This is a genomic window from Aeromicrobium sp. Root495 (assembly GCF_001426755.1).
Taxonomy (GTDB): domain Bacteria; phylum Actinomycetota; class Actinomycetes; order Propionibacteriales; family Nocardioidaceae; genus Aeromicrobium.
The window spans coordinates 2595563-2612795 of sequence record NZ_LMFJ01000001.1 but is presented as its reverse complement, the minus strand read 5'-3'; the positions used below and the strand labels follow the sequence as shown (position 1 = coordinate 2612795).

Below are 17233 nucleotides of genomic sequence, written 5' to 3'. Positions count from 1 at the left end.
GCGTCGAGCCTAGTGGGGCGCGGAGGTCGCTGCGATCTGGCGACGGATCTCATCCATCTGCGCCATGACCGAGACGGTCTCGTCGAGGGGGAGCACGTCGGACTCGGTGCGCCCCTCCCGCAGGCAGGTGCCGACCTCCTCGATCTCGTGGGCGTAGCCCTTGCCGGTCCGGGGTCGGCTCAGGGTCTCGGTGGTGCCGCCCAGGGTGAGGTGGAGCTCCTCGGGGTGGTGGAACCGCGCGGGCAGCTGGATGTTGCCGCGCTCACCGGCCACCGAGGCGCGGTTGTCGGTGTAGGCCACCTGCGTCCAGGCGATGCTCGCCACGGCACCCGACGGGTACGTGAGCGTGGCGCCGCCGGAGAGGTCGATGCCCTGGTCGGAGAGGGTCCCGGCGGCCGCGACGACCCGGGGCTCCCCGAGCAGCAGGTGCGCGAAGGTGAGCGGGTAGATCCCGACGTCGAGCAGGGCGCTCGCCCCCAGGGCCGGGTCCCAGAGCCGGGCGACGTCCGGGGGACCCACGAAGCCGAGCTCGGCCCTGACCTGGGCCACCTCGCCGAGGCGGCCCTCGTCGACGAGCTCCTTGACGAGACGGATGGTGGGGTTGGCCCGCATCCACATGGCCTCGGCGAGGAAGAGGCCACGCTCCCTGGCCTCCGCCACGAGCTGTGCCGACGACTCGGCGTCGAGCGTCAGCGCCTTCTCGCACAGGACGGCCTTGCCGGCCGCGAGGCAGAGCCGGACGTCGTCGAGGTGGCGGCCGTGCGGCGACGCGACGTAGACGACGTCGACGGCAGGGTCGGCCACCAGCTCCTCGTACGTGGCGTGGGCGCGGGTGCTCGGGTCGCCGTGCTCGTCGACGAAGGCCTGCGCGGAGGCCGCCGACCGCGAGCCGACGGCCGCGAGCCGGTGGCCCGGGACCAGGGCGAGGTCGCGGGCGAAGGAGTGGGCGATGCGCCCGGTGGCCAGGATTCCCCACGACACGGTCATGCCCTCCACGCTAACCGAATGACACGGCTGTCATTCGTGTCGTAGGATCAGGCGCATGAGCGCAGTGGAGCAGCCGACCTCGAGCACCGCGGCCGCCTCCGAGACCCTCAGCGAGCGCGATCGCGAGATCCTCTCCCTCGAGCGGCTCTGGTGGCAGTACGCCGGCGCCAAGGAGCAGGCCATCCGCGACAAGTTCGACATGTCGGCCACGCGCTACTACCAGGTCCTCAACGCCCTCATCGACCGTGAGGACGCTCTCGCCTTCGATCCGCTGCTCGTGAAGCGGCTCCGTCGCATGCGGGCCGAGCGCCAGCGCAGCCGTTCGGCACGGCGCCTCGGCTTCGACGTCTGAGGGGTCGTCCGGTGGTCGCACACCGCAAGACGCCCAGCAAGCGGGCCTACGTCCTGCCCGGGTGGTTCTTCGTGCTGAGCGCCGCCGTCATGGTCGCTGCCGCTGGCTGGCTCGCGTGGGTCGCCCTCAACGCGCCCGGCGAGACGCAGACCGACGGTCCCGACCCGAGCGCCGCCTCGCCGTCGGCGTCGGCCTCCCCGAGCCGCAGTCCCGAGAAGTCGGCCACACCCAGCCCGTCACCCACGGCCGAGAAGACCACCGCGCCGCCGTCGCCGTCACCCAGCCCCTCTGCCCAGCGCACCACGGTCGGGGTCTCGGTGCTCAACGGCTCGCGCACGCCGGGGCTCGCCCGCTCGGCCGGCGCCCGCGTCCAGCAGCTGGGCTGGACCGTCGGAACGGTCGGCAACTGGCGCGCCGGCGGCGTCGCGCAGACGTCGGTCTTCTACCCCGCCGGGCGTGAGGCCGAGGCGCGGCTGCTCGCGGACGACCTCGGCGTCGGCTCCGTGGCTCCCGCGCTGGCCGGCATGAGCACCGAGCGCCTGACGCTCGTGCTGCTCGGTCCCGTCGCATGACGCGCTGGCCCGCCGCCGTCCTCGACGACCCGTCCGGGGTGCTGCTCGGGCTCGACTTCGACGGCACGCTGTCGCCCATCGTCGACGACCCCACCCAGGCCTACGTCCACCCCCGCTCGGTGGCGGCTCTCGACCGCCTCGGCCCCCGGCTGGGCCTCGTCGCCATCGTCACCGGACGCCCCGTCGACCAGGTCCTCGAGCTGGGAGGCTTCCAGCAGCACACCGGGCTCTCCGGGCTCGTCGTGTGCGGCCAGTACGGCGTGGAGCGCTGGGACGCCGCCACGGGCGAGGTCGTCCGGCCGGAGCGCTCGGCCGCCGTCGCGCAGCTCGTGGAGGAGCTGCCTGCGTGGCTCGACGAGCACGGCGCCCAGCACGTGCGCATCGAGGACAAGGGACTGGCCGTCGCGCTGCACACCCGGGGCATCGATCCCGACCTGCTGCAGCGGCTCGACGCCCCGCTGCGTGACTGGGCGCACCGGCTGGGTCTCGCCCTGGAGCCCGGGCGCCAGGTCATGGAGCTCCGCTCGCCGGGCAGCGACAAGGGCGACGCCATGCGCCACCTCGTGGAGCGCACCGGGGCGCGCACCGTCGTGTACGCGGGCGACGACCTGGGCGACCTCCCGGCCTTCGACGCGGTCGACGCGTTCCGCGCCGAGGGGCTCGCCGGTCTCCTGGCCTGCTCCGTCTCGCCCGAGCAGGACGCTCTCGTCCCCCGCTCCGACGTCGTGCTGCAGGGCCCCGACGACGTCGCCGACTGGCTCACCGAGCTGGCCGACGCGCTCGAGGCCTGACGCCGTGGACCTCCTGCCGCACACGCGGTGGACGCGGGTCCGGACCGTCGTCAACTGGGTGAACCTGTCCACGCCGCTCGGCCTGGCGCTCGCTCGGGCCGGGGGAGCCACCGTCGTGCGGCGGGGCCGTGGCACCTGGGTGGCCGGCGGCTACCGCTGGGGCTTCCCGAGGGCCGGGGCGTTCACGGTCGGCAGCGTCTTCGTGAGCGGCCGCGACGTCGACGACCTGCTCGGACGCCCGGCCCTGCTGCGGCACGAGGACCGGCACTGCACTCAGTACGCCTGGTGCATCGGCCCCGCCATGCTCGTGCCCTACCTGCTCGGCGTGCTCGTCTCGTGGACGGTGGCGGGCGACCACCACTCGTACAACCCGTTCGAGCGCCTCGCGAACCTGGCCGACGGCGACTACCCGCCACCGTCGACCCGGTTCCGTCGGCGCTAGGACGCGGCGGCCGCGCGGCGCGGTGCGAAGAGGGCGGCCACGACCGCCACCCCCACGACGGCTGCTCCGGTGAGGAGTGCCGGGCCGATGGCGCCGTCGTAGCCCGTGGGCGTGATCTCGCCGCCCTGACCCTGGAACACGGCCACGAGTCCGGCGATGCCGAGTGCGACGCCGAACTCACGCACGGTCGAGTTGGCGGAGCTGGCGATGGCGAAGTCGTCGTCGGGCAGCCCGTCGAGGACGGCCGTCGACATGGGCGCGAACGTCATGCCCATGCCCACGCCGGCCACGAGGAGCGGCGCCACGAACGAGGAGTAGTCGGCCGAGGCCTCCGTGATGATCGCGAACCACACGAGCGAGACGGTCTGCATCACGAGGCCCACCACGAGCAGTGGTCGGAGTCCGACCCGCTCGGCGAGCGCGCCCGCGAGCGGGGCGACGACCATCGGCGCGGCGGTCCAGGGCAGCGTCCGGAGCCCGGCCTCGAAGGGGGAGTAGCCCTGGACCACCTGCAGGTACTGCGACAGCAGGAAGACCGTGCCGAACATCCCGATGGTGAAGGTCAGGGCGATGACGTTGGCCACCGTGAAGCTGCGCGAGCGGAAGAGCCGCAGGGGCAGCACCGCGTCCGGGCGTCGGGTCGCCCAGGCGACGTAGCCGACGAGCAGGACCACCGACAGGACGAGCGTGCCGATGACGCCGGCGGACGACCAGCCGTCGTCGTTGCCGTGCACGATGCCCCAGATGCCGGCGAGCACCGCACCGCCGAGGGCGAGCGTGCCGACGGGGTCCAGACGGCTCGGCGCGCTGCTGCGCGACTCGCCGAGGCCCCGCAGGAGCAGGGGCACGGCGACGACGGCCACCGGGACGTTGATCCAAAAGATGGCCTGCCAGCTGATGCCCTCCACGACCGCGCCGCCGATGACCGGGCCGAGCGCCACGCCGAGTCCCGAGACGCCGCCCCAGACGCCGATCGCGACGGCACGCCGGGACGCGGGGACCGCCGAGGCGAGAAGCGTGAGCGAGAGGGGCATGATCGCCGCGCCGCCGAGGCCCTGCAGCGCCCGGGCCGCGATGAGCGCCTCCGACGAGGTGCTCAGCGCAGCGGCGATGGAGCCGATCGTGAAGACGCCGATGCCCGCGAGCATCACGCGGCGGCGTCCGAGCCGGTCGCCGAGCGTCGCGGCCGCGAGCATGAACGTCGCGAAGACGAGCGAGTAGGCGTTCATGAACCACGACAGCTGGCTCACGCTCGAGCCGAGGTCGGCCTGGACGACGGGCAGGGCGCTCGTCATGACGAGGTTGTCGAGCGTGGCCATGAACATCGGGAGCGACGCGGCCAGGATCGCCACCCACACGGGAACCCGGGGGCGGGTGGCTGTGCCGTGGTCGGGGTGGGCGAGCGCCTGGGGATCAGGCGCGAGGGTGGTGGTGGACATGGTCCCTCCGGAGGGCTGGAAGTCTGGAAGGCATCGAATGATTACCAACAGCCTCGACGATAAGTAATCAAGTGATAACCTGTCAAGCGTGACCCCAGCACCTCGCACCCGCCTCTCCGCCGAGGACCGCCGTACCCTCGTCGTGGCCGCCGCGACCCGCGCCTTCTCGCGCTCGGGCTACGCCGCCACCAGCACCGACGTCGTGGCCAAGGAGGCCGGCGTCTCCCAGCCGTACGTCGTGCGCATCTTCGGCACGAAGCTGGAGCTGTTCCTCGAGGTGTTCGACCAGGCCACGGCGCGGGTCCTCGACTCGTTCACCGAGATCGTCGCGAGCGGTGTGGTGCGCCCCGACGTCGAGGGCGGCATGGAGCCGCTCGGCCAGGCCTACACCGACCTCGTGCTGTCCGACCGCGACGTCATGCAGGTCATGCTCCACGGCTTCGTGGCGGCGTCGGAGCCGGCCATCGGCGAGCTCGCGCGGCGGCGCATGGGCGAGATCTTCGACGTCATCACCTCCACCGGCTGCGACGAGGACCAGGCGCGTGACTTCGTGGCCCACGGGATGCTGATCAACGTGATGCTCGCCCTGGGGGTGCCCGAGCACCTCGACGAGTCCCCGTCACTCACGAGTCTCGCGTCCTGCGCGTTCGGCCCCGCCTTCGAGGACGTGCGCGCCGTCGGCTGAGCCGCGCGCGCGGGGCCGCTCGCAGCCCCCGCCCGGCCGGTCCATCCACCGGACGTCGTCGTCTCAGCATGCGAACGGATTGGACGCATCGTGAGACGCTGCCTAGGATTGAGGTGCTCATCCAGAGGGGCAGAGGGAACGGCCCTGCGAAGCCCCAGCAACCAGCCCACACCGCCACGCGTACGTGCGTGACCGGCGGGCCAGGTGCTAAATCCGTCCCGGACAGGTCGTCCGGGAGAGATGACGAGGAGGCCTCGTGAGCATCACCACCGAAGTCCGGACCGTGCGCGAAGGCGCCTTCGGCCCGGCCACCCAGCTCGTCTGTCGCGAGTGCGGCACCACCCGGGAGCTCGGCCCCCACTACGCCTGTCACGAGTGCTTCGGGCCGCTCGAGATCGGCTACGAGTTCGGGCAGGTCACGCGGGAGCAGATCGAGGCCGGTCCGGCCAACATCTGGCGCTACAAGGCCCTGCTGCCCGTCCCCGACGACATCGAGTCGAGCCCCAACCTCGAGCCCGGGTTCACGCGCCTCCTGAAGGCCAGGAACCTCGGTGCCCAGCTGGGCATCGACCGGCTCTGGGTCAAGGACGACAGCACCAACCCCACCAACTCCTTCAAGGACCGCGTCGTCGCGATCGCCCTCTCGGCGGCCCGCGAGCTCGACGCCAAGGTCTTCGCCTGCCCCTCCACGGGCAACCTGGCCAACGCCGTGGCCGCCGCCGGTGCGCGCGCCGGCATCCGCACGGTCGTGTTCATCCCCAGCAACCTCGAGACGCCCAAGCAGGTCAACTCGGCGGTCTTCACCGAGAACCTCGTGGCCGTCGACGGCAACTACGACGACGTCAACAAGCTGGCCAGCGAGATCGCGGGCGAGGAGGACGGCTGGGCGTTCGTCAACGTCAACGTCCGTCCGTACTACGCCGAGGGCTCCAAGACGCTCGGGTACGAGATCGCCGAGCAGCTCGGCTGGCGCCTCCCCGACCAGATCGTCATCCCCGTCGCGTCCGGCTCGCAGCTCACCAAGGTCCACAAGGCGTTCCAGGAGCTCGTGACCCTGGGCCTCGTCGAGGACAAGCCCTACAAGGTCTTCGGTGCCCAGGCCGAGGGCTGCAACCCGGTGGCCACCGCCTTCAAGGACGGCGTCGACGCCATCCGTCCGGTCAAGCCCGACACGATCGCCAAGTCGCTCGCGATCGGCAACCCCGCCGACGGCATCTACGTCCTCGACATCACCCGCGGCACAGGTGGAGCCGTCGAGCAGGTGAGTGACGACGAGATCCGTGACGCCATCGTGCTGCTCGCCCGCACCGAGGGCATCTTCACCGAGACTGCAGGCGGCACCACGGTGGGCGTCCTCAAGAAGCTCGTCGAGACGGGTCAGCTGGACCCCGACCTCGAGACCGTCATCATCAACACGGGCCACGGGCTCAAGACCCTCGACGCCGTGTCCGGGGCCGTGGGTCCCGTCGCCACCATCGCCCCCACGTACGACGCCTTCGCCGCCTCCGGCATCGCCTGAGCGCCTCCGCCCCTCACCTGAACCGGGAGACCCCTGTGTCCGTTTCCGTCCGCATCCCCACCATCCTGCGCACCTACACCGACGACTCGTCGCAGGTGAGCGCCGAGGGCGCCACCCTCGCCGACGTCCTGGACTCGCTCGAGAGCCAGTACCCCGGCATCAAGGCGCGCGTCGTCGACGAGAACGGCAAGCTGCGTCGCTTCGTCAACATCTATGTCGCCGAGGAGGACGTGCGCTTCACCGACGGCCTGGCCACGACCACTCCCGAGGGCACGCAGATCTCGATCATCCCCGCCGTCGCCGGCGGCTGAACCCGCGCGGGCCGCTCCCTGGGCCGCTCGAAGGACCCTTCGAGGTTTCCCGCACATGAACCTCACGTGGACCGCTGTGGTCCTGCGGGTGACGGCGTATAGGCTCCCCCCTGAAGGATCCGCTCGGGCCGAGGGCGATCCAGCATCAGGTGGGAGTGAGCGATGGCTCAGGGCATCGTCAAGTGGTTCAACGCCGACAAGGGCTTCGGCTTCATCGAGGTGGAGGGCCAGGACGACGTCTTCGTCCACTGGTCCAAGATCAAGTCCGACGGCTACAAGACCCTCGAGGACGGCCAGCCCGTCGAGTTCGAGGTCGTCGACGGGCCCAAGGGTCGCGAGGCCCACGAAGTCGAAGGACGCTGAGCGTCGAAGGTCGCTGAGCGTCGAGGCTCGCTGAGCCGTTCCGCGCGGTGACGCTCGCGACACGTGGGTAGGGTCACCTTCATCTGACACTTGCGGTGTCTCATAGCCGCTGACATACTCCCGGTATGTTCCCCGCAGCCACGTCGGACCCCGCACCCGTCGGCGGTGCCGCGCTGGACCAGGTCTTCGGACTGTCCATCGCCGCCGGCATCGTCACGGCGATCCTCCTGTGGATCGCCTGGGCCCACCGCACGCACCGCATCCACTGGTTCCACAAGCTGGGCCAGGCCGTCGGCAGCCGCACGGGCGAGCCCGGCTGGCTGGCCATCCCGCAGCTCTTCGTCGCCAGCTCGCTCGTCGTCGCGCTGCTCGGCTTCCTCTGGGACGTGAGCCTGCACGCCGGTCGTGGCCGCGACGAGGGACCGCTGGCCAACCCGGCCCACTACCTGATCCTGTACGGGCTCTTCGCGCTGTTCATCGCGGGCATGTCGGCCATCGTCTGGCCCCGTGACGGCCAGAAGCCCGGCATCGCGTCGGTCCGCATCACGCGCAACTGGTACGCCCCGGTCGCCGGCATCTTCATCGCCGCGTGCGGCCTCTACGCCCTCATCGGCTTCCCGCTCGACGACGTCTGGCACCGGCTCTTCGGCCAGGACGTCACCCTGTGGGGTCCCACGCACATCATGCTCATCGGCGGCGCCGGGCTCTCCACGGCGGGCATCATCCTGCTCCACCGCGAGGCCGAGTTCTCCGACGAGTTCGAGCACGGCAAGGACGTCGTGAGCTCGCAGGTGCTGCACAAGCTCACGCTCGCCATGGCGTTCGGCGGCCTCGTCATCGGCCTCTCGGTCTTCCAGGCCGAGTTCGACTTCGGCGTCGCCCAGTTCCGGATGGTCTTCGCGCCGCTCATGATCAGCGCCGCGGCAGCGCTCGCGTTCGTCGCCGCCCGCCTGTACGGCGGCCCGGGCGTCGCGATCTTCGCGGCGGGCTTCTTCCTCGTGGTGCGCGGCATCGTCTCGTTCGTGGTCACCGACGTCTTCGGCGCGGCCCACCACGTCTTCCCGCTCTACATCGGCAGCGCGATCCTGATCGAGCTGCTCGCCTTCACCAAGCTCAAGGACAAGCCGCTCGTCTTCGGCGCCGTCGGCGGGTTCCTGATCGCCACGGTCGGCCTGGTCATCGAGAAGGCCTGGAACGACCTGGTCTACCCGTTCCCGTGGCCCCGTGACATCTGGGTCGAGTCGCTCGCCATGAGCATCCCCGTCGCGGTCGGCACCGGCCTCTGCGGAGCGCTCTTCGCCATGGGCCTGCGCGGTCAGCTGCCCAAGGGCCAGACGGTGGGCCGTGTCATCGTGGCCGCGACCATCCTGGTCACGGCGGTCGCGGTGGGCAACGGCCTCCACGCCACCGTGCCCAAGGACGCGTCGGCGCGCATCGAGACCACCCAGGTGGGCACGGCCGACGACCCCGAGATCACCACCAAGGTCACGGTCGAGCCCAAGAACCTCATCGACGACCACCCCACGTGGGTGCAGATCCTCTCGTGGCAGGGCGGCGGGAGCGACGGCATCCGTGCCGACCGGCTGCGTCGTACCGGCGAGAACACCTGGGAGTCCACCAAGGCCATGCCCGTGGGCGGCAACTGGAAGACGCTGCTGCGGGTCCAGGACGGCCGCATGCTCACGGCGGTCCCCATCTTCCTGCCGGCCGACGAGGCCATCGGTGCGAAGGAGGTCCCCGCGAGCGCGACGATCGACCGGCCGTTCCAGCCCGAGATCGAGATCCTTCAGCGGGAGCGCAACTTCGATGCGCCCAGCTGGCTCTGGGGCCTCGCCAACCTGATCGTGCTGATCTGCAGCCTGGCCATCCTGATCGGTATCTCGGTGGCCGTCGCCCGCGTCGGTCGCGCGATCGAGCGGGAGGCCGAGCGCCGCCGTGACCTCGAGCCCGACCCCGCGGACGACGCGGGGAAGGTACCGTCGGCCCCGTGACCCCGGCCGGCGAGCAGCTCCTCGCCCACCACGCCGCCCTGCTGGCCATCCCGGCCCTCGTCCCCGCGGTCGTGGTGGTCGCAGTGGTGCTCTACATCGCTCGCAAGGACCGGCGCGACGAGCGCCAGGAGGACGACGTCCTGCGGCGCGCCCTCGAGCCCGAAGAAGAAGCACCGGAGGACCCCGCATGAAGATGATCGCCACTGCTGCCGCCGCCGTGCTGGTGCTGAGCCTCGCGGCCTGCGGCAACGACGACGACACCGACGGAGCCGACGCGAGTCGGTCCTCGGCCTCGCCCGGCGCGAGCGCGACCAGCGCCCCGAGCGAGCCGGCCGCCGAGGGCGTGACCGTCGACATCGAGATCGCCGCCGACGGCAAGGTCACCCCGCAGGGGAAGCGCGTCGACGTGAAGGTCGGCCAGGAGGTCACGCTGAACATCACTGCGGCGGCCGACGAGGAGATCCACGTCCACTCCGACCCCGAGCACGAGTACGAGGTCGCCGCGGGCGACGAGGTCTCCGAGTCGTTCACGCTCGAGACCCCGGGTCAGGTGGCGGTCGAGGCCCACCACGCCGACGCCGTCATCGCCCAGCTCGTCGTGCGTCCCTGACCGTGCACGTCCTCGTCGGCCCGCTCGCCGGGCACGGGGTCGGCGGGTCCACCGACCTTCCCATCCCGTTCCTCTACGCCATGGTGGGCGCGTCGTGGGCCCTCACGATCTCCTTCGCGGTCCTGGCGCTGGCCTGGCGCGAGCCCCGCCTGGTGGGTGAGTCGGAGGGCGACGTCCCCGCGCGTCGCCCCTGGCTGGCCGGGGTGGGCCTCCTGCTCACGGCCTGGGTCCTCGGGACGCTGTACCTCGGGCCCGACGAGCCCGGCAACGGCGGCCTGGGCGCCGTCTACGTCCTGGTGTGGGTCGGCCTCGTGCCGCTCGCGCTCCTCGCGGGGCACGTCTGGCGCGACCTCTCGCCCTGGCGCACGCTGCAGTCCGTCGTGGGTCGGCTCACGGGGCGTCCCGACGGCTTCGCGACCTACCCCGAGCGGCTCGGGTACTGGCCGGCCGTGGCGGGACTGTTCGCGTTCGTGTGGCTCGAGCTCGCCTCGCCCGACCCCGGCAGCATCGACGCGTTGCGCCTCTGGGTCGCCCTCTACGCGCTGGTCGCGGTGGTCGCCGGGCTCGCGTTCGGTCCGCGCTGGTTCGAGCGCGGCGACCCCTTCGACGTGTACTCCGCGATCGTGGCCCGGCTCTCGCCCTTCGTGCGCGACGGCCGCTGGGTCCTGCACAACCCGCTGCGCACGCTGCCGACCCTCCCGGTGGCTCCCGGGCTCGTGGCCCTGCTCGCCACGCTGCTGGGCTCCACCGCGTACGACAGCTTCTCGGCCTCGGAGTTCTGGCAGAGCAGGACGGTCGACGGTGCCCAGCGCACGCTGACGCTGCTCGCCTTCTGCGTCGTGGTGGCGCTCCTCTTCCAGCTCGCCTCCCGGGCCACCGGCGGCGTCTCAGGACGGGAGCGTGCGGCGCTGCCCGGCGCGCTCGCTCACTCGCTCGTCCCCATCGTGGTCGGCTACGTCTTCGCGCACTACCTGACCTACCTCGTCGAGAAGGGGCAGGTGGTGCTCTTCGCGCTCCTCGAGCCGACGGGCTGGCCGGCGGACCCCTCCGTCTCGTACGTCCTGTCCACGCACACGTCGACCCTGGCCGGGCTCAAGGTCGCCTTCGTCGTGGCCGGCCACGTGCTCGCCGTCGTCGCTGCGCACGACCGCGCCCTGGTGCTCCTGCCCAAGGCGCACCGCCTGTCCGGCCAGCTGGCCATGCTCGTCCTGATGGTGGCCTACACCTTCACCGGGCTCTTCCTCCTCTTCTCCGTCTGAGGCCTCATGGATCTCTTCGCGCTCACCACCACCTCCACCGCCGACGTCCCCCCGGAGGTGCTGCTGGCGCACCCCGTGGCGCTGCTCGCCATCCCTGCGCTCGCGCCGGCCGTCGTGCTGATCGGGGTGGTGCTGTGGATCGCGCGGCGCGACCGGCTCGTCGAGCGGGCCGAGGGTGCCGACGAGTCCGCGGAGGGCGCCGACGGGACCGCTCCGGAGAGCAGGCCCCGCCGTCGATCACGACTCGAGATCGGTTGACCGCCCCTGTCGGAGCCCGCGGCTAGCCTCGGGCCATGGCGACCGTGTACTACACCGCGAGCACCCTCGACGGCTTCCTGGCCACGCCCGAGCACTCCCTCGACTGGCTGTTCGCCGTCGAGCACGAGCCCGGCCTCGAGGCCGACATGGCCGCGTTCACCGACAGCGTCGGCGCCCTCGTCATGGGCTCGTCCACGTACCGCTGGGTGTACGAGCACGACGACCTCGCGGCCAGGCCGGAGCAGTGGCGGGAGTGGTACGGCGAGCGTCCCGCCTGGGTCCTCACCCACCGCGAGCAGCCGGTCGTGGAGGGTGCGGACATCCGGTTCACGCAGGCGCCCGTGGCGCGGGTCCACGCCGAGGCCACGGCGGCCGCGGGGGAGCGCGACGTCTGGGTCCTGGGCGGAGGAGAGGTGGTCGGACAGCTCGCCGACGAGGGGCTCCTCGACCGCCTCGTCGTCACCATCGCGCCTGTCACGCTGGGCGCCGGAGCGCCGCTGCTGCCCCGCGTGCTGGAGTCCGACCGGCTCACCCTCACCCACGTGCAGCGCGCCGGACAGCTCGTCAGCCTCACCTACGACGTGGGGCCGCTGCCGCGCTGAGAGCGGCACCGGCTGGCACTCGGGGGACCCGATTGCCAGGCGTTGTCTGGCACTCCTATAGTGAGAGTGCTAATTGGATCGGACCGGTGAGGTCCGTCGTCCGGCGAGAAGGGTTCGCCGGTTCGCACGAGGCCGTCCGTCGCGGGCACCCCCGATCCGCCCCACATCGACGCACACGCGGAGACAGCATCCATGGCCAAGTCCATTGCATTCAACGAGGAAGCCCGGCGCGGCCTCGAGCGCGGTATGAACCAGCTCGCCGACGCCGTCAAGGTCACGCTCGGCCCCAAGGGCCGCAACGTCGTCCTGGAGAAGAAGTGGGGCGCCCCCACGATCACCAACGACGGTGTCAGCATCGCCAAGGAGATCGAGCTCGAGGATCCCTATGAGCGCATCGGCGCCGAGCTCGTCAAGGAGGTCGCCAAGAAGACGGACGACGTCGCTGGCGACGGCACCACCACCGCCACCGTCCTGGCCCAGGCCCTCGTGCGCGAGGGTCTGCGCAACGTCGCGGCCGGCGCCAACCCGATGGGCCTGAAGAAGGGCATCGAGGCCGCCGTCGAGGCCATCAGCGAGCAGCTGCTGTCGCTGGCCAAGGACGTCGAGACCAAGGAGCAGATCGCCTCCACCGCCTCCATCTCGGCCGCTGACACCACGGTCGGCGAGATCATCGCCGAGGCCATGGACAAGGTCGGCAAGGAAGGCGTCATCACGGTCGAGGAGTCGAACACGTTCGGCATCGACCTGGAGCTCACCGAGGGCATGCGCTTCGACAAGGGTCACCTGTCGGGCTACTTCGTCACCGATCCCGAGCGCCAGGAGACGGTCCTCGAGGACCCGTACCTGCTCATCGTGAACAGCAAGATCAGCTCGGTGAAGGACCTCGTCCCGGTCCTCGAGAAGGTCATGCAGTCGGGCAAGCCGCTCGTCATCATCGCCGAGGACGTCGAGGGCGAGGCCCTCGCGACGCTCATCGTCAACAAGATGCGCGGCACCTTCAAGTCGGTCGCCGTCAAGGCTCCCGGCTTCGGCGACCGCCGCAAGGCCATGCTGGCCGACATCGCCATCCTGACCGGTGGTGAGGTCATCAGCGAGGAGGTCGGTCTCAAGCTCGAGAACGCCGACATCTCGCTCCTCGGCACGGCCCGCAAGGTCGTCACCACCAAGGACGAGACCACCATCGTCGAGGGCGGCGGCTCGCAGGACCAGATCGCCGGACGGGTCAACCAGATCCGTGCGGAGATCGAGAACTCCGACTCCGACTACGACCGTGAGAAGCTCCAGGAGCGTCTCGCCAAGCTGGCCGGCGGCGTGGCCGTCATCAAGGTCGGCGCGGCCACGGAGGTCGAGCTCAAGGAGCGCAAGCACCGCATCGAGGACGCCGTGCGCAACGCCAAGGCGGCCGTCGAGGAGGGCATCGTCGCCGGAGGCGGCGTCGCTCTCGTGCAGGCGACGAAGCTCGCGTTCGAGAAGCTCGACCTCGTCGGCGACGAGGCCACGGGCGCCAACATCGTGCGCTTCGCAGCCTCGGCCCCGCTCAAGCAGATCGCGATCAACGCCGGCCTCGAGGGTGGCGTCGTCGCGGAGAAGGTCGCCGGCCTCGAGCCGGGCCACGGCCTGAACGCTGCCACGGGCGAGTACGTCGACCTCATCGCGGCCGGCATCCTCGACCCCGCCAAGGTCACCCGCTCCGCCCTGCAGAACGCGGCCAGCATCGCGGCCCTGTTCCTGTCGACGGAGGCCGTCGTGGCCGACAAGCCGGAGCCCGCGGGCGCCGGCGGCGGCGCGCCCGACATGGGCGACATGGGCGGCATGGGCTTCTGAGCCCCTGCTCCACCTGCTGAATCCGGGAGGGCCCGGCCCCGCGCAAGCGGAGCCGGGCCCTTCCGCGTCCCCACCCGCCCCGGGACGAACGATGAGGGCTTGTGGTCGTCCTGGCGACCCGGTTCCCTCGTCGTTGGTCGTGGGCGGACGAACGATGAGGGCTTGTGGTCGTCCTGGCGGCCCCGTTCCCTCATCCTTCGTCGACGGCCGGGAGCCGGTGCGGAAGGATGAGGGGATGGACGTGGAGCACCGGGAACGGTTGTCGCAGGCGGGGGTCGACGTCGAGGTGCTCGACGACCTCGACCTCGTCCGCGCCGACGACGCCTGGGACCCGTGGTGGCACGAGCACGAGAACGTGCTCTACGCCGTCCGCGGCGCCGAGCTCCCGCGCGGTGCCCTCGAGCGCATGACGGGCTACCCGTTCAGCCGCGCGCTGGTCGTCCTGGCCTCACCGCTCGAGCACCTCGTCTCCCTCCTCGTGGGCGACGACGCGACCGTCTTCATCGGTGCCGGCTGCGTCCTCACCGCAGCCGAGATCTACTGCGGTCCGCAGTCGCAGGTCGTCCTGCACGGACCCCTCACGGCCACCCGCTGCGCCGTGGTCGACGCCCGCAACGGCGGCACCGTGGTCGTGGGACCGGACGGGTTGTGGGCCGCCGACGTCTACGTCGCCACCGACGACATGCACCGGCTCGGTGACCGCTCCACCGGCGAGCGTCTCAACCCCTTCGGCGCGCACGTCCGCATCGGACGCCACGTCTGGCTCTGCAAGGACGCCGTGGTCACGGGGCACACCCGCGTGGGCGACGGTGCCGTCGTGGGGATGCGCAGCGTCGTCCGCAACCAGGACGTCCCGCCTCACACCGCCGTGGCGGGCGTGCCGGCGCGGGTCGTGCGCAAGGACGTGGAGTGGGACGAGCAGGACCGGCCCTGACGCGCCCGGCCCGCCGAGCCGACGGCGGGTAGGTTCGTCCCGTGGAGCGCATCCAGCTGGTCTCGTCGGCCGGAGCCCGTCTCGAGGTCCTCTCGCTCGGCGCCGCGGTCGACGCGTGGCACCCCGCCCCCGGAACCGGTCCGAGCATCGTCGCGAGCTGGCCCGTGAAACGGCGTCTCGAGCGGGCCCAGCCCTACGCCGGTGCCGTGGTGGGCCGCTACGCCAACCGCATCGCCGACGCCCGGTTCGTGCTCGACGGCACCGAGCACCGTCTGGTGCCGAGCGAGGGCGCGCACACGCTGCACGGCGGCCCCGACGGGTTCGACCGACGGGAGTGGGACGTCGCCGAGCTCGGGGCGGACCGCGCGGTCCTTCGTCTCGTGAGTCCCGACGGCGACCAGGGCTTCCCCGGGACGCTGACCGCCACGGCCTCGTACACGCTGCTCGACGACGCCGTGGAGGTCGTGCTCGAGGCCACGACCGACGCCCCCACCGTGGTGGGGCTCGCGAGCCACCCGTACCTCGAGCTCGGGCCGGACCCGGTGCTCACCGTGCCCGCGGCCCGCTACCTCCCCGTCGACGGGACGGGGGTCCCGCTGCCGGGCTCGGCGGCGGTCGACGGCTCACCCTTCGACCTGCGCCACGGCCGGGCGGTGGGTCCGTCGAGCGGGCTCGACCATGCGTTCGTGGTCGACGGCTCAGGCCCCCGGACGGTCGCGGTCCTCGCCTCGGCGGACGGTCGGCGCAGCGTCACGGTGACGAGCGACCAGCCGACGCTGCAGGTGTACACGGGGGGCCCGTCCGGCGTGGCGCTGGAGGCCCAGCGCGAGCCGGACGGACCGAACCGCGTCCTCGACGAGGTCGTGCTGAGGCCGGGTGACCTCTACCGCTCCACGACGCGCTGGACGTACGCCGACGCGGCAGCGCGGTAGGCCCCCAGGACCTCCGGACGGTGCTCGGCCTCGTAGGTGGTCGTCTCGGCGGCCTGCCAGGACGGCGGCTCGCTCGTGCCCGACACCACCCAGGCGGCCTGGCGCGCGGCTCCGAGCGCGACGTACTCGGCGGGCTCGGGGACGTCGACCGGAAGGCCCAGCACGACCGGCGCGAGCTCGCGCACCGCCCGCGACCTGGCGGCGCCGCCGACGAGTGACGCACGCACCACCTCGACGCCCTGCGCACGCACCGCGGCGAGGGCGTCGGCGAGCCCGCACCAGAGCCCCTCCACGGCGGCCCGGGCGAGGTTCTCCCGCGTCCACGACGCGAGCGTCATGCCGACGAGCGATCCGGTGGCGTCCGGCAGGTTGGGCGTTCGCTCGCCCTCCAGGTAGGGCACGTGCACGAGCCCACCGGCTCCGGCGGGAGCGGCCAGCACGAGCTCGGTGAGCCCGTCGTGGTCGACGCCGAGGACGCGCGCGACGGCGTCGAGGCCCCGTGCCCCGTTGAGCGTCGCGACGAGCGGGAGGTGGTTCCCGGTGGCGTCGGCGAAGCCGGCCACCAGGCCGGACGCGTCATGGGTGGGCGTGGTCGAGACGGCGCACACGACGCCGGACGTGCCGACCGAGATGCTCGTCCCGCCCGGCGCCAGCCCCAGTCCGAGGGCCGCGCCCGCGTTGTCTCCCGTCCCCGGGCCGAGGACGAGGCCCGACCCGGTCTCGACGCCCTCGGAGGGGGCCAGGACGCGGGGGAGCGTGATGCCGTCGGCGTCGCGGCCGAGGGCCAGGGCGACCAGGTCGCGCAGGTACTGCCCGGAGGCCGGGTCGAAGTAGCCCGTGCCGGAGGCGTCGGACCGGTCGGTGACGAGGTCCTCGAGGCGGCCCGTGCCTCGCAGGCGCCACGTCAGCCAGTCGTGGGGGAGCGCGACGGCCGCCACGCGCGCGGCGTTCTCGGGCTCGTGCTGGGCGAGCCAGCGCAGCTTGGTGACCGTGATCGACGCGACCGGGACCGTGCCGGTGCGTTGCGCCCAGGTCTCGGCCCCCAGCTCCTCGACGAGGTCGTGGGCCGCCACCCCGGAACGGTTGTCGTTCCACAGCAGCGCCGGACGGACGACCTCGCCGTCGGCGTCCAGCGCCACCATGCCGTGCTGCTGGCCGGACACCGAGAGGGCGGCGACGTCGTCGAGCCCGCCGGCCTCCTCGACGGCCACGCTCATGGCCGCCCACCAGTGGCGGGGGTCGACCTCGGTGCCGTCAGGGTGCTTGGCCTGGCCGGACCGCACCACGCGGCCGTCCTCGGCATCGACGACGACGACCTTGCACGACTGCGTCGAGGAGTCGACCCCTGCCACGAGCGTCATG

The 17233-nt window shown here is 72.0% G+C and carries 20 protein-coding genes and 1 riboswitch; of the genes, 17 read left to right on the top strand and 3 right to left on the bottom strand.

Translation table 11 applies throughout. From position 1 onward, the window contains the following. Positions 1 to 9 precede the first annotated feature (9 nt). A complete protein-coding gene (locus tag ASD11_RS13045) occupies positions 10 to 987 on the bottom strand; it encodes a Gfo/Idh/MocA family protein (RefSeq protein WP_056287768.1) in 978 nt (325 codons plus the stop codon). Between the two features lie 55 nt (positions 988 to 1042). On the opposite strand from ASD11_RS13045, the gene ASD11_RS13040 reads away from it, so the two are divergent. From ASD11_RS13040 to ASD11_RS13025, 4 genes are read left to right on the top strand one after another with little or no spacing between them, the layout of a single operon-like run. Continuing rightward, positions 1043 to 1339 (top strand): DUF3263 domain-containing protein, encoded by a 297-nt coding sequence (locus ASD11_RS13040; protein WP_056287766.1) that lies wholly within the window; start codon positions 1043 to 1045, stop codon positions 1337 to 1339. 11 nt (positions 1340 to 1350) lie between these two features. Next, the gene (locus ASD11_RS13035; protein ID WP_056287764.1) at positions 1351 to 1911 is read left to right on the top strand and encodes a LytR C-terminal domain-containing protein; all 561 of its coding nucleotides are present in this window, start codon (positions 1351 to 1353) and stop codon (positions 1909 to 1911) included. Continuing rightward, on the top strand, positions 1908 to 2702 hold the full coding sequence (gene otsB / locus ASD11_RS13030; protein WP_056287762.1) for a trehalose-phosphatase: 795 nt from the start codon (positions 1908 to 1910) through the stop codon (positions 2700 to 2702). Before ASD11_RS13035 ends, otsB begins: the two co-directional genes overlap by 4 nt. 4 nt (positions 2703 to 2706) lie before the next feature. Next, on the top strand, positions 2707 to 3144 hold the full coding sequence (locus ASD11_RS13025) for a hypothetical protein (RefSeq protein WP_082554353.1): 438 nt from the start codon (positions 2707 to 2709) through the stop codon (positions 3142 to 3144). On the opposite strand, the gene ASD11_RS13020 is transcribed toward ASD11_RS13025, so the two are convergent. Continuing rightward, a complete protein-coding gene (locus ASD11_RS13020) occupies positions 3141 to 4583 on the bottom strand; it encodes a DHA2 family efflux MFS transporter permease subunit (RefSeq protein ID WP_056287760.1) in 1443 nt (480 codons plus the stop codon). The genes ASD11_RS13025 and ASD11_RS13020 overlap by 4 nt on opposite strands. Before the next feature lie 88 nt (positions 4584 to 4671). Between ASD11_RS13020 and ASD11_RS13015 the strand changes: the two genes are divergently transcribed. The 13 genes from ASD11_RS13015 (at position 4672) to ASD11_RS12955 (ending at position 15871) form a co-directional block, all read left to right on the top strand. Then, a complete protein-coding gene (locus ASD11_RS13015) occupies positions 4672 to 5268 on the top strand; it encodes a TetR/AcrR family transcriptional regulator (protein WP_056287757.1) in 597 nt (198 codons plus the stop codon). 114 nt (positions 5269 to 5382) lie between these two features. Next, positions 5383 to 5515, top strand: a riboswitch (SAM riboswitch). A 9-nt stretch (positions 5516 to 5524) separates the two neighbouring features. Further along, positions 5525 to 6787 carry a threonine synthase gene (gene thrC / locus ASD11_RS13010; protein WP_056287755.1) on the top strand — a complete coding sequence of 421 codons (1263 nt, stop codon included), beginning with the start codon at positions 5525 to 5527 and terminating at the stop codon, positions 6785 to 6787. Between the two features lie 35 nt (positions 6788 to 6822). Continuing rightward, positions 6823 to 7098 (top strand): ubiquitin-like small modifier protein 1, encoded by a 276-nt coding sequence (locus ASD11_RS13005; RefSeq protein ID WP_056287754.1) that lies wholly within the window; start codon positions 6823 to 6825, stop codon positions 7096 to 7098. A 162-nt stretch (positions 7099 to 7260) separates the two neighbouring features. After that, positions 7261 to 7461 (top strand): cold-shock protein, encoded by a 201-nt coding sequence (locus tag ASD11_RS13000; protein WP_056287752.1) that lies wholly within the window; start codon positions 7261 to 7263, stop codon positions 7459 to 7461. A gap of 125 nt (positions 7462 to 7586) precedes the next feature. Beyond that, the gene (locus tag ASD11_RS12995; protein WP_082554351.1) at positions 7587 to 9452 is read left to right on the top strand and encodes a hypothetical protein; all 1866 of its coding nucleotides are present in this window, start codon (positions 7587 to 7589) and stop codon (positions 9450 to 9452) included. Next, positions 9449 to 9643 carry a hypothetical protein gene (locus ASD11_RS12990; protein ID WP_056287750.1) on the top strand — a complete coding sequence of 65 codons (195 nt, stop codon included), beginning with the start codon at positions 9449 to 9451 and terminating at the stop codon, positions 9641 to 9643. The genes ASD11_RS12995 and ASD11_RS12990 overlap by 4 nt, the downstream gene beginning before the upstream one ends. Continuing rightward, on the top strand, positions 9640 to 10062 hold the full coding sequence (locus ASD11_RS12985) for a hypothetical protein (RefSeq protein WP_056287748.1): 423 nt from the start codon (positions 9640 to 9642) through the stop codon (positions 10060 to 10062). The genes ASD11_RS12990 and ASD11_RS12985 overlap by 4 nt, the downstream gene beginning before the upstream one ends. Positions 10063 to 10064: 2 nt before the next feature. Beyond that, positions 10065 to 11321: a hypothetical protein gene (locus ASD11_RS12980; RefSeq protein WP_056287746.1), complete on the top strand. Its 1257-nt coding sequence runs from the start codon at positions 10065 to 10067 to the stop codon at positions 11319 to 11321. A 6-nt stretch (positions 11322 to 11327) separates the two neighbouring features. Then, a complete protein-coding gene (locus tag ASD11_RS12975; protein ID WP_056287744.1) occupies positions 11328 to 11579 on the top strand; it encodes a hypothetical protein in 252 nt (83 codons plus the stop codon). A 35-nt stretch (positions 11580 to 11614) separates the two neighbouring features. Next, entirely contained in the window at positions 11615 to 12181 is a 567-nt protein-coding gene (locus tag ASD11_RS12970; RefSeq protein WP_056287742.1) for a dihydrofolate reductase family protein, read from the top strand. A 192-nt stretch (positions 12182 to 12373) separates the two neighbouring features. Further along, the gene (gene groL / locus ASD11_RS12965; RefSeq protein ID WP_056287740.1) at positions 12374 to 14005 is read left to right on the top strand and encodes a chaperonin GroEL; all 1632 of its coding nucleotides are present in this window, start codon (positions 12374 to 12376) and stop codon (positions 14003 to 14005) included. Positions 14006 to 14240: 235 nt separating this feature from the next. After that, positions 14241 to 14939, top strand: a complete 699-nt coding sequence (locus tag ASD11_RS12960; RefSeq protein ID WP_056287738.1) for an acyltransferase — start codon at positions 14241 to 14243, stop codon at positions 14937 to 14939. A gap of 41 nt (positions 14940 to 14980) precedes the next feature. Beyond that, positions 14981 to 15871, top strand: coding sequence for an aldose epimerase family protein (locus tag ASD11_RS12955; protein ID WP_056287736.1), 891 nt, complete (start codon positions 14981 to 14983; stop codon positions 15869 to 15871). On the opposite strand, the gene xylB is transcribed toward ASD11_RS12955, so the two are convergent. After that, positions 15823 to 17232 carry a xylulokinase gene (gene xylB / locus ASD11_RS12950; RefSeq protein ID WP_056287734.1) on the bottom strand — a complete coding sequence of 470 codons (1410 nt, stop codon included), beginning with the start codon at positions 17230 to 17232 and terminating at the stop codon, positions 15823 to 15825. The two genes, ASD11_RS12955 and xylB, sit on opposite strands and share 49 nt — an antisense overlap. Position 17233: the final 1 nt, after the last annotated feature.

Bases quoted from the DNA above. Each gene is read 5' to 3' on its own strand.
- ASD11_RS13045 (WP_056287768.1), bottom strand. From the start codon at position 987: ATGACCGTGTCGTGGGGAATCCTGGCCACCGGGCGCATCGCCCACTCC.
- ASD11_RS13040 (WP_056287766.1), top strand. From the start codon at position 1,043: ATGAGCGCAGTGGAGCAGCCGACCTCGAGCACCGCGGCCGCCTCCGAG.
- otsB (WP_056287762.1), top strand. From the start codon at position 1,908: ATGACGCGCTGGCCCGCCGCCGTCCTCGACGACCCGTCCGGGGTGCTG.
- ASD11_RS13020 (WP_056287760.1), bottom strand. From the start codon at position 4,583: ATGTCCACCACCACCCTCGCGCCTGATCCCCAGGCGCTCGCCCACCCC.
- ASD11_RS13000 (WP_056287752.1), top strand. From the start codon at position 7,261: ATGGCTCAGGGCATCGTCAAGTGGTTCAACGCCGACAAGGGCTTCGGC.
- ASD11_RS12995 (WP_082554351.1), top strand. From the start codon at position 7,587: ATGTTCCCCGCAGCCACGTCGGACCCCGCACCCGTCGGCGGTGCCGCG.
- ASD11_RS12985 (WP_056287748.1), top strand. From the start codon at position 9,640: ATGAAGATGATCGCCACTGCTGCCGCCGCCGTGCTGGTGCTGAGCCTC.
- ASD11_RS12975 (WP_056287744.1), top strand. From the start codon at position 11,328: ATGGATCTCTTCGCGCTCACCACCACCTCCACCGCCGACGTCCCCCCG.
- ASD11_RS12970 (WP_056287742.1), top strand. From the start codon at position 11,615: ATGGCGACCGTGTACTACACCGCGAGCACCCTCGACGGCTTCCTGGCC.
- groL (WP_056287740.1), top strand. From the start codon at position 12,374: ATGGCCAAGTCCATTGCATTCAACGAGGAAGCCCGGCGCGGCCTCGAG.
- ASD11_RS12960 (WP_056287738.1), top strand. From the start codon at position 14,241: ATGGACGTGGAGCACCGGGAACGGTTGTCGCAGGCGGGGGTCGACGTC.
- xylB (WP_056287734.1), bottom strand. From the start codon at position 17,232: ATGACGCTCGTGGCAGGGGTCGACTCCTCGACGCAGTCGTGCAAGGTC.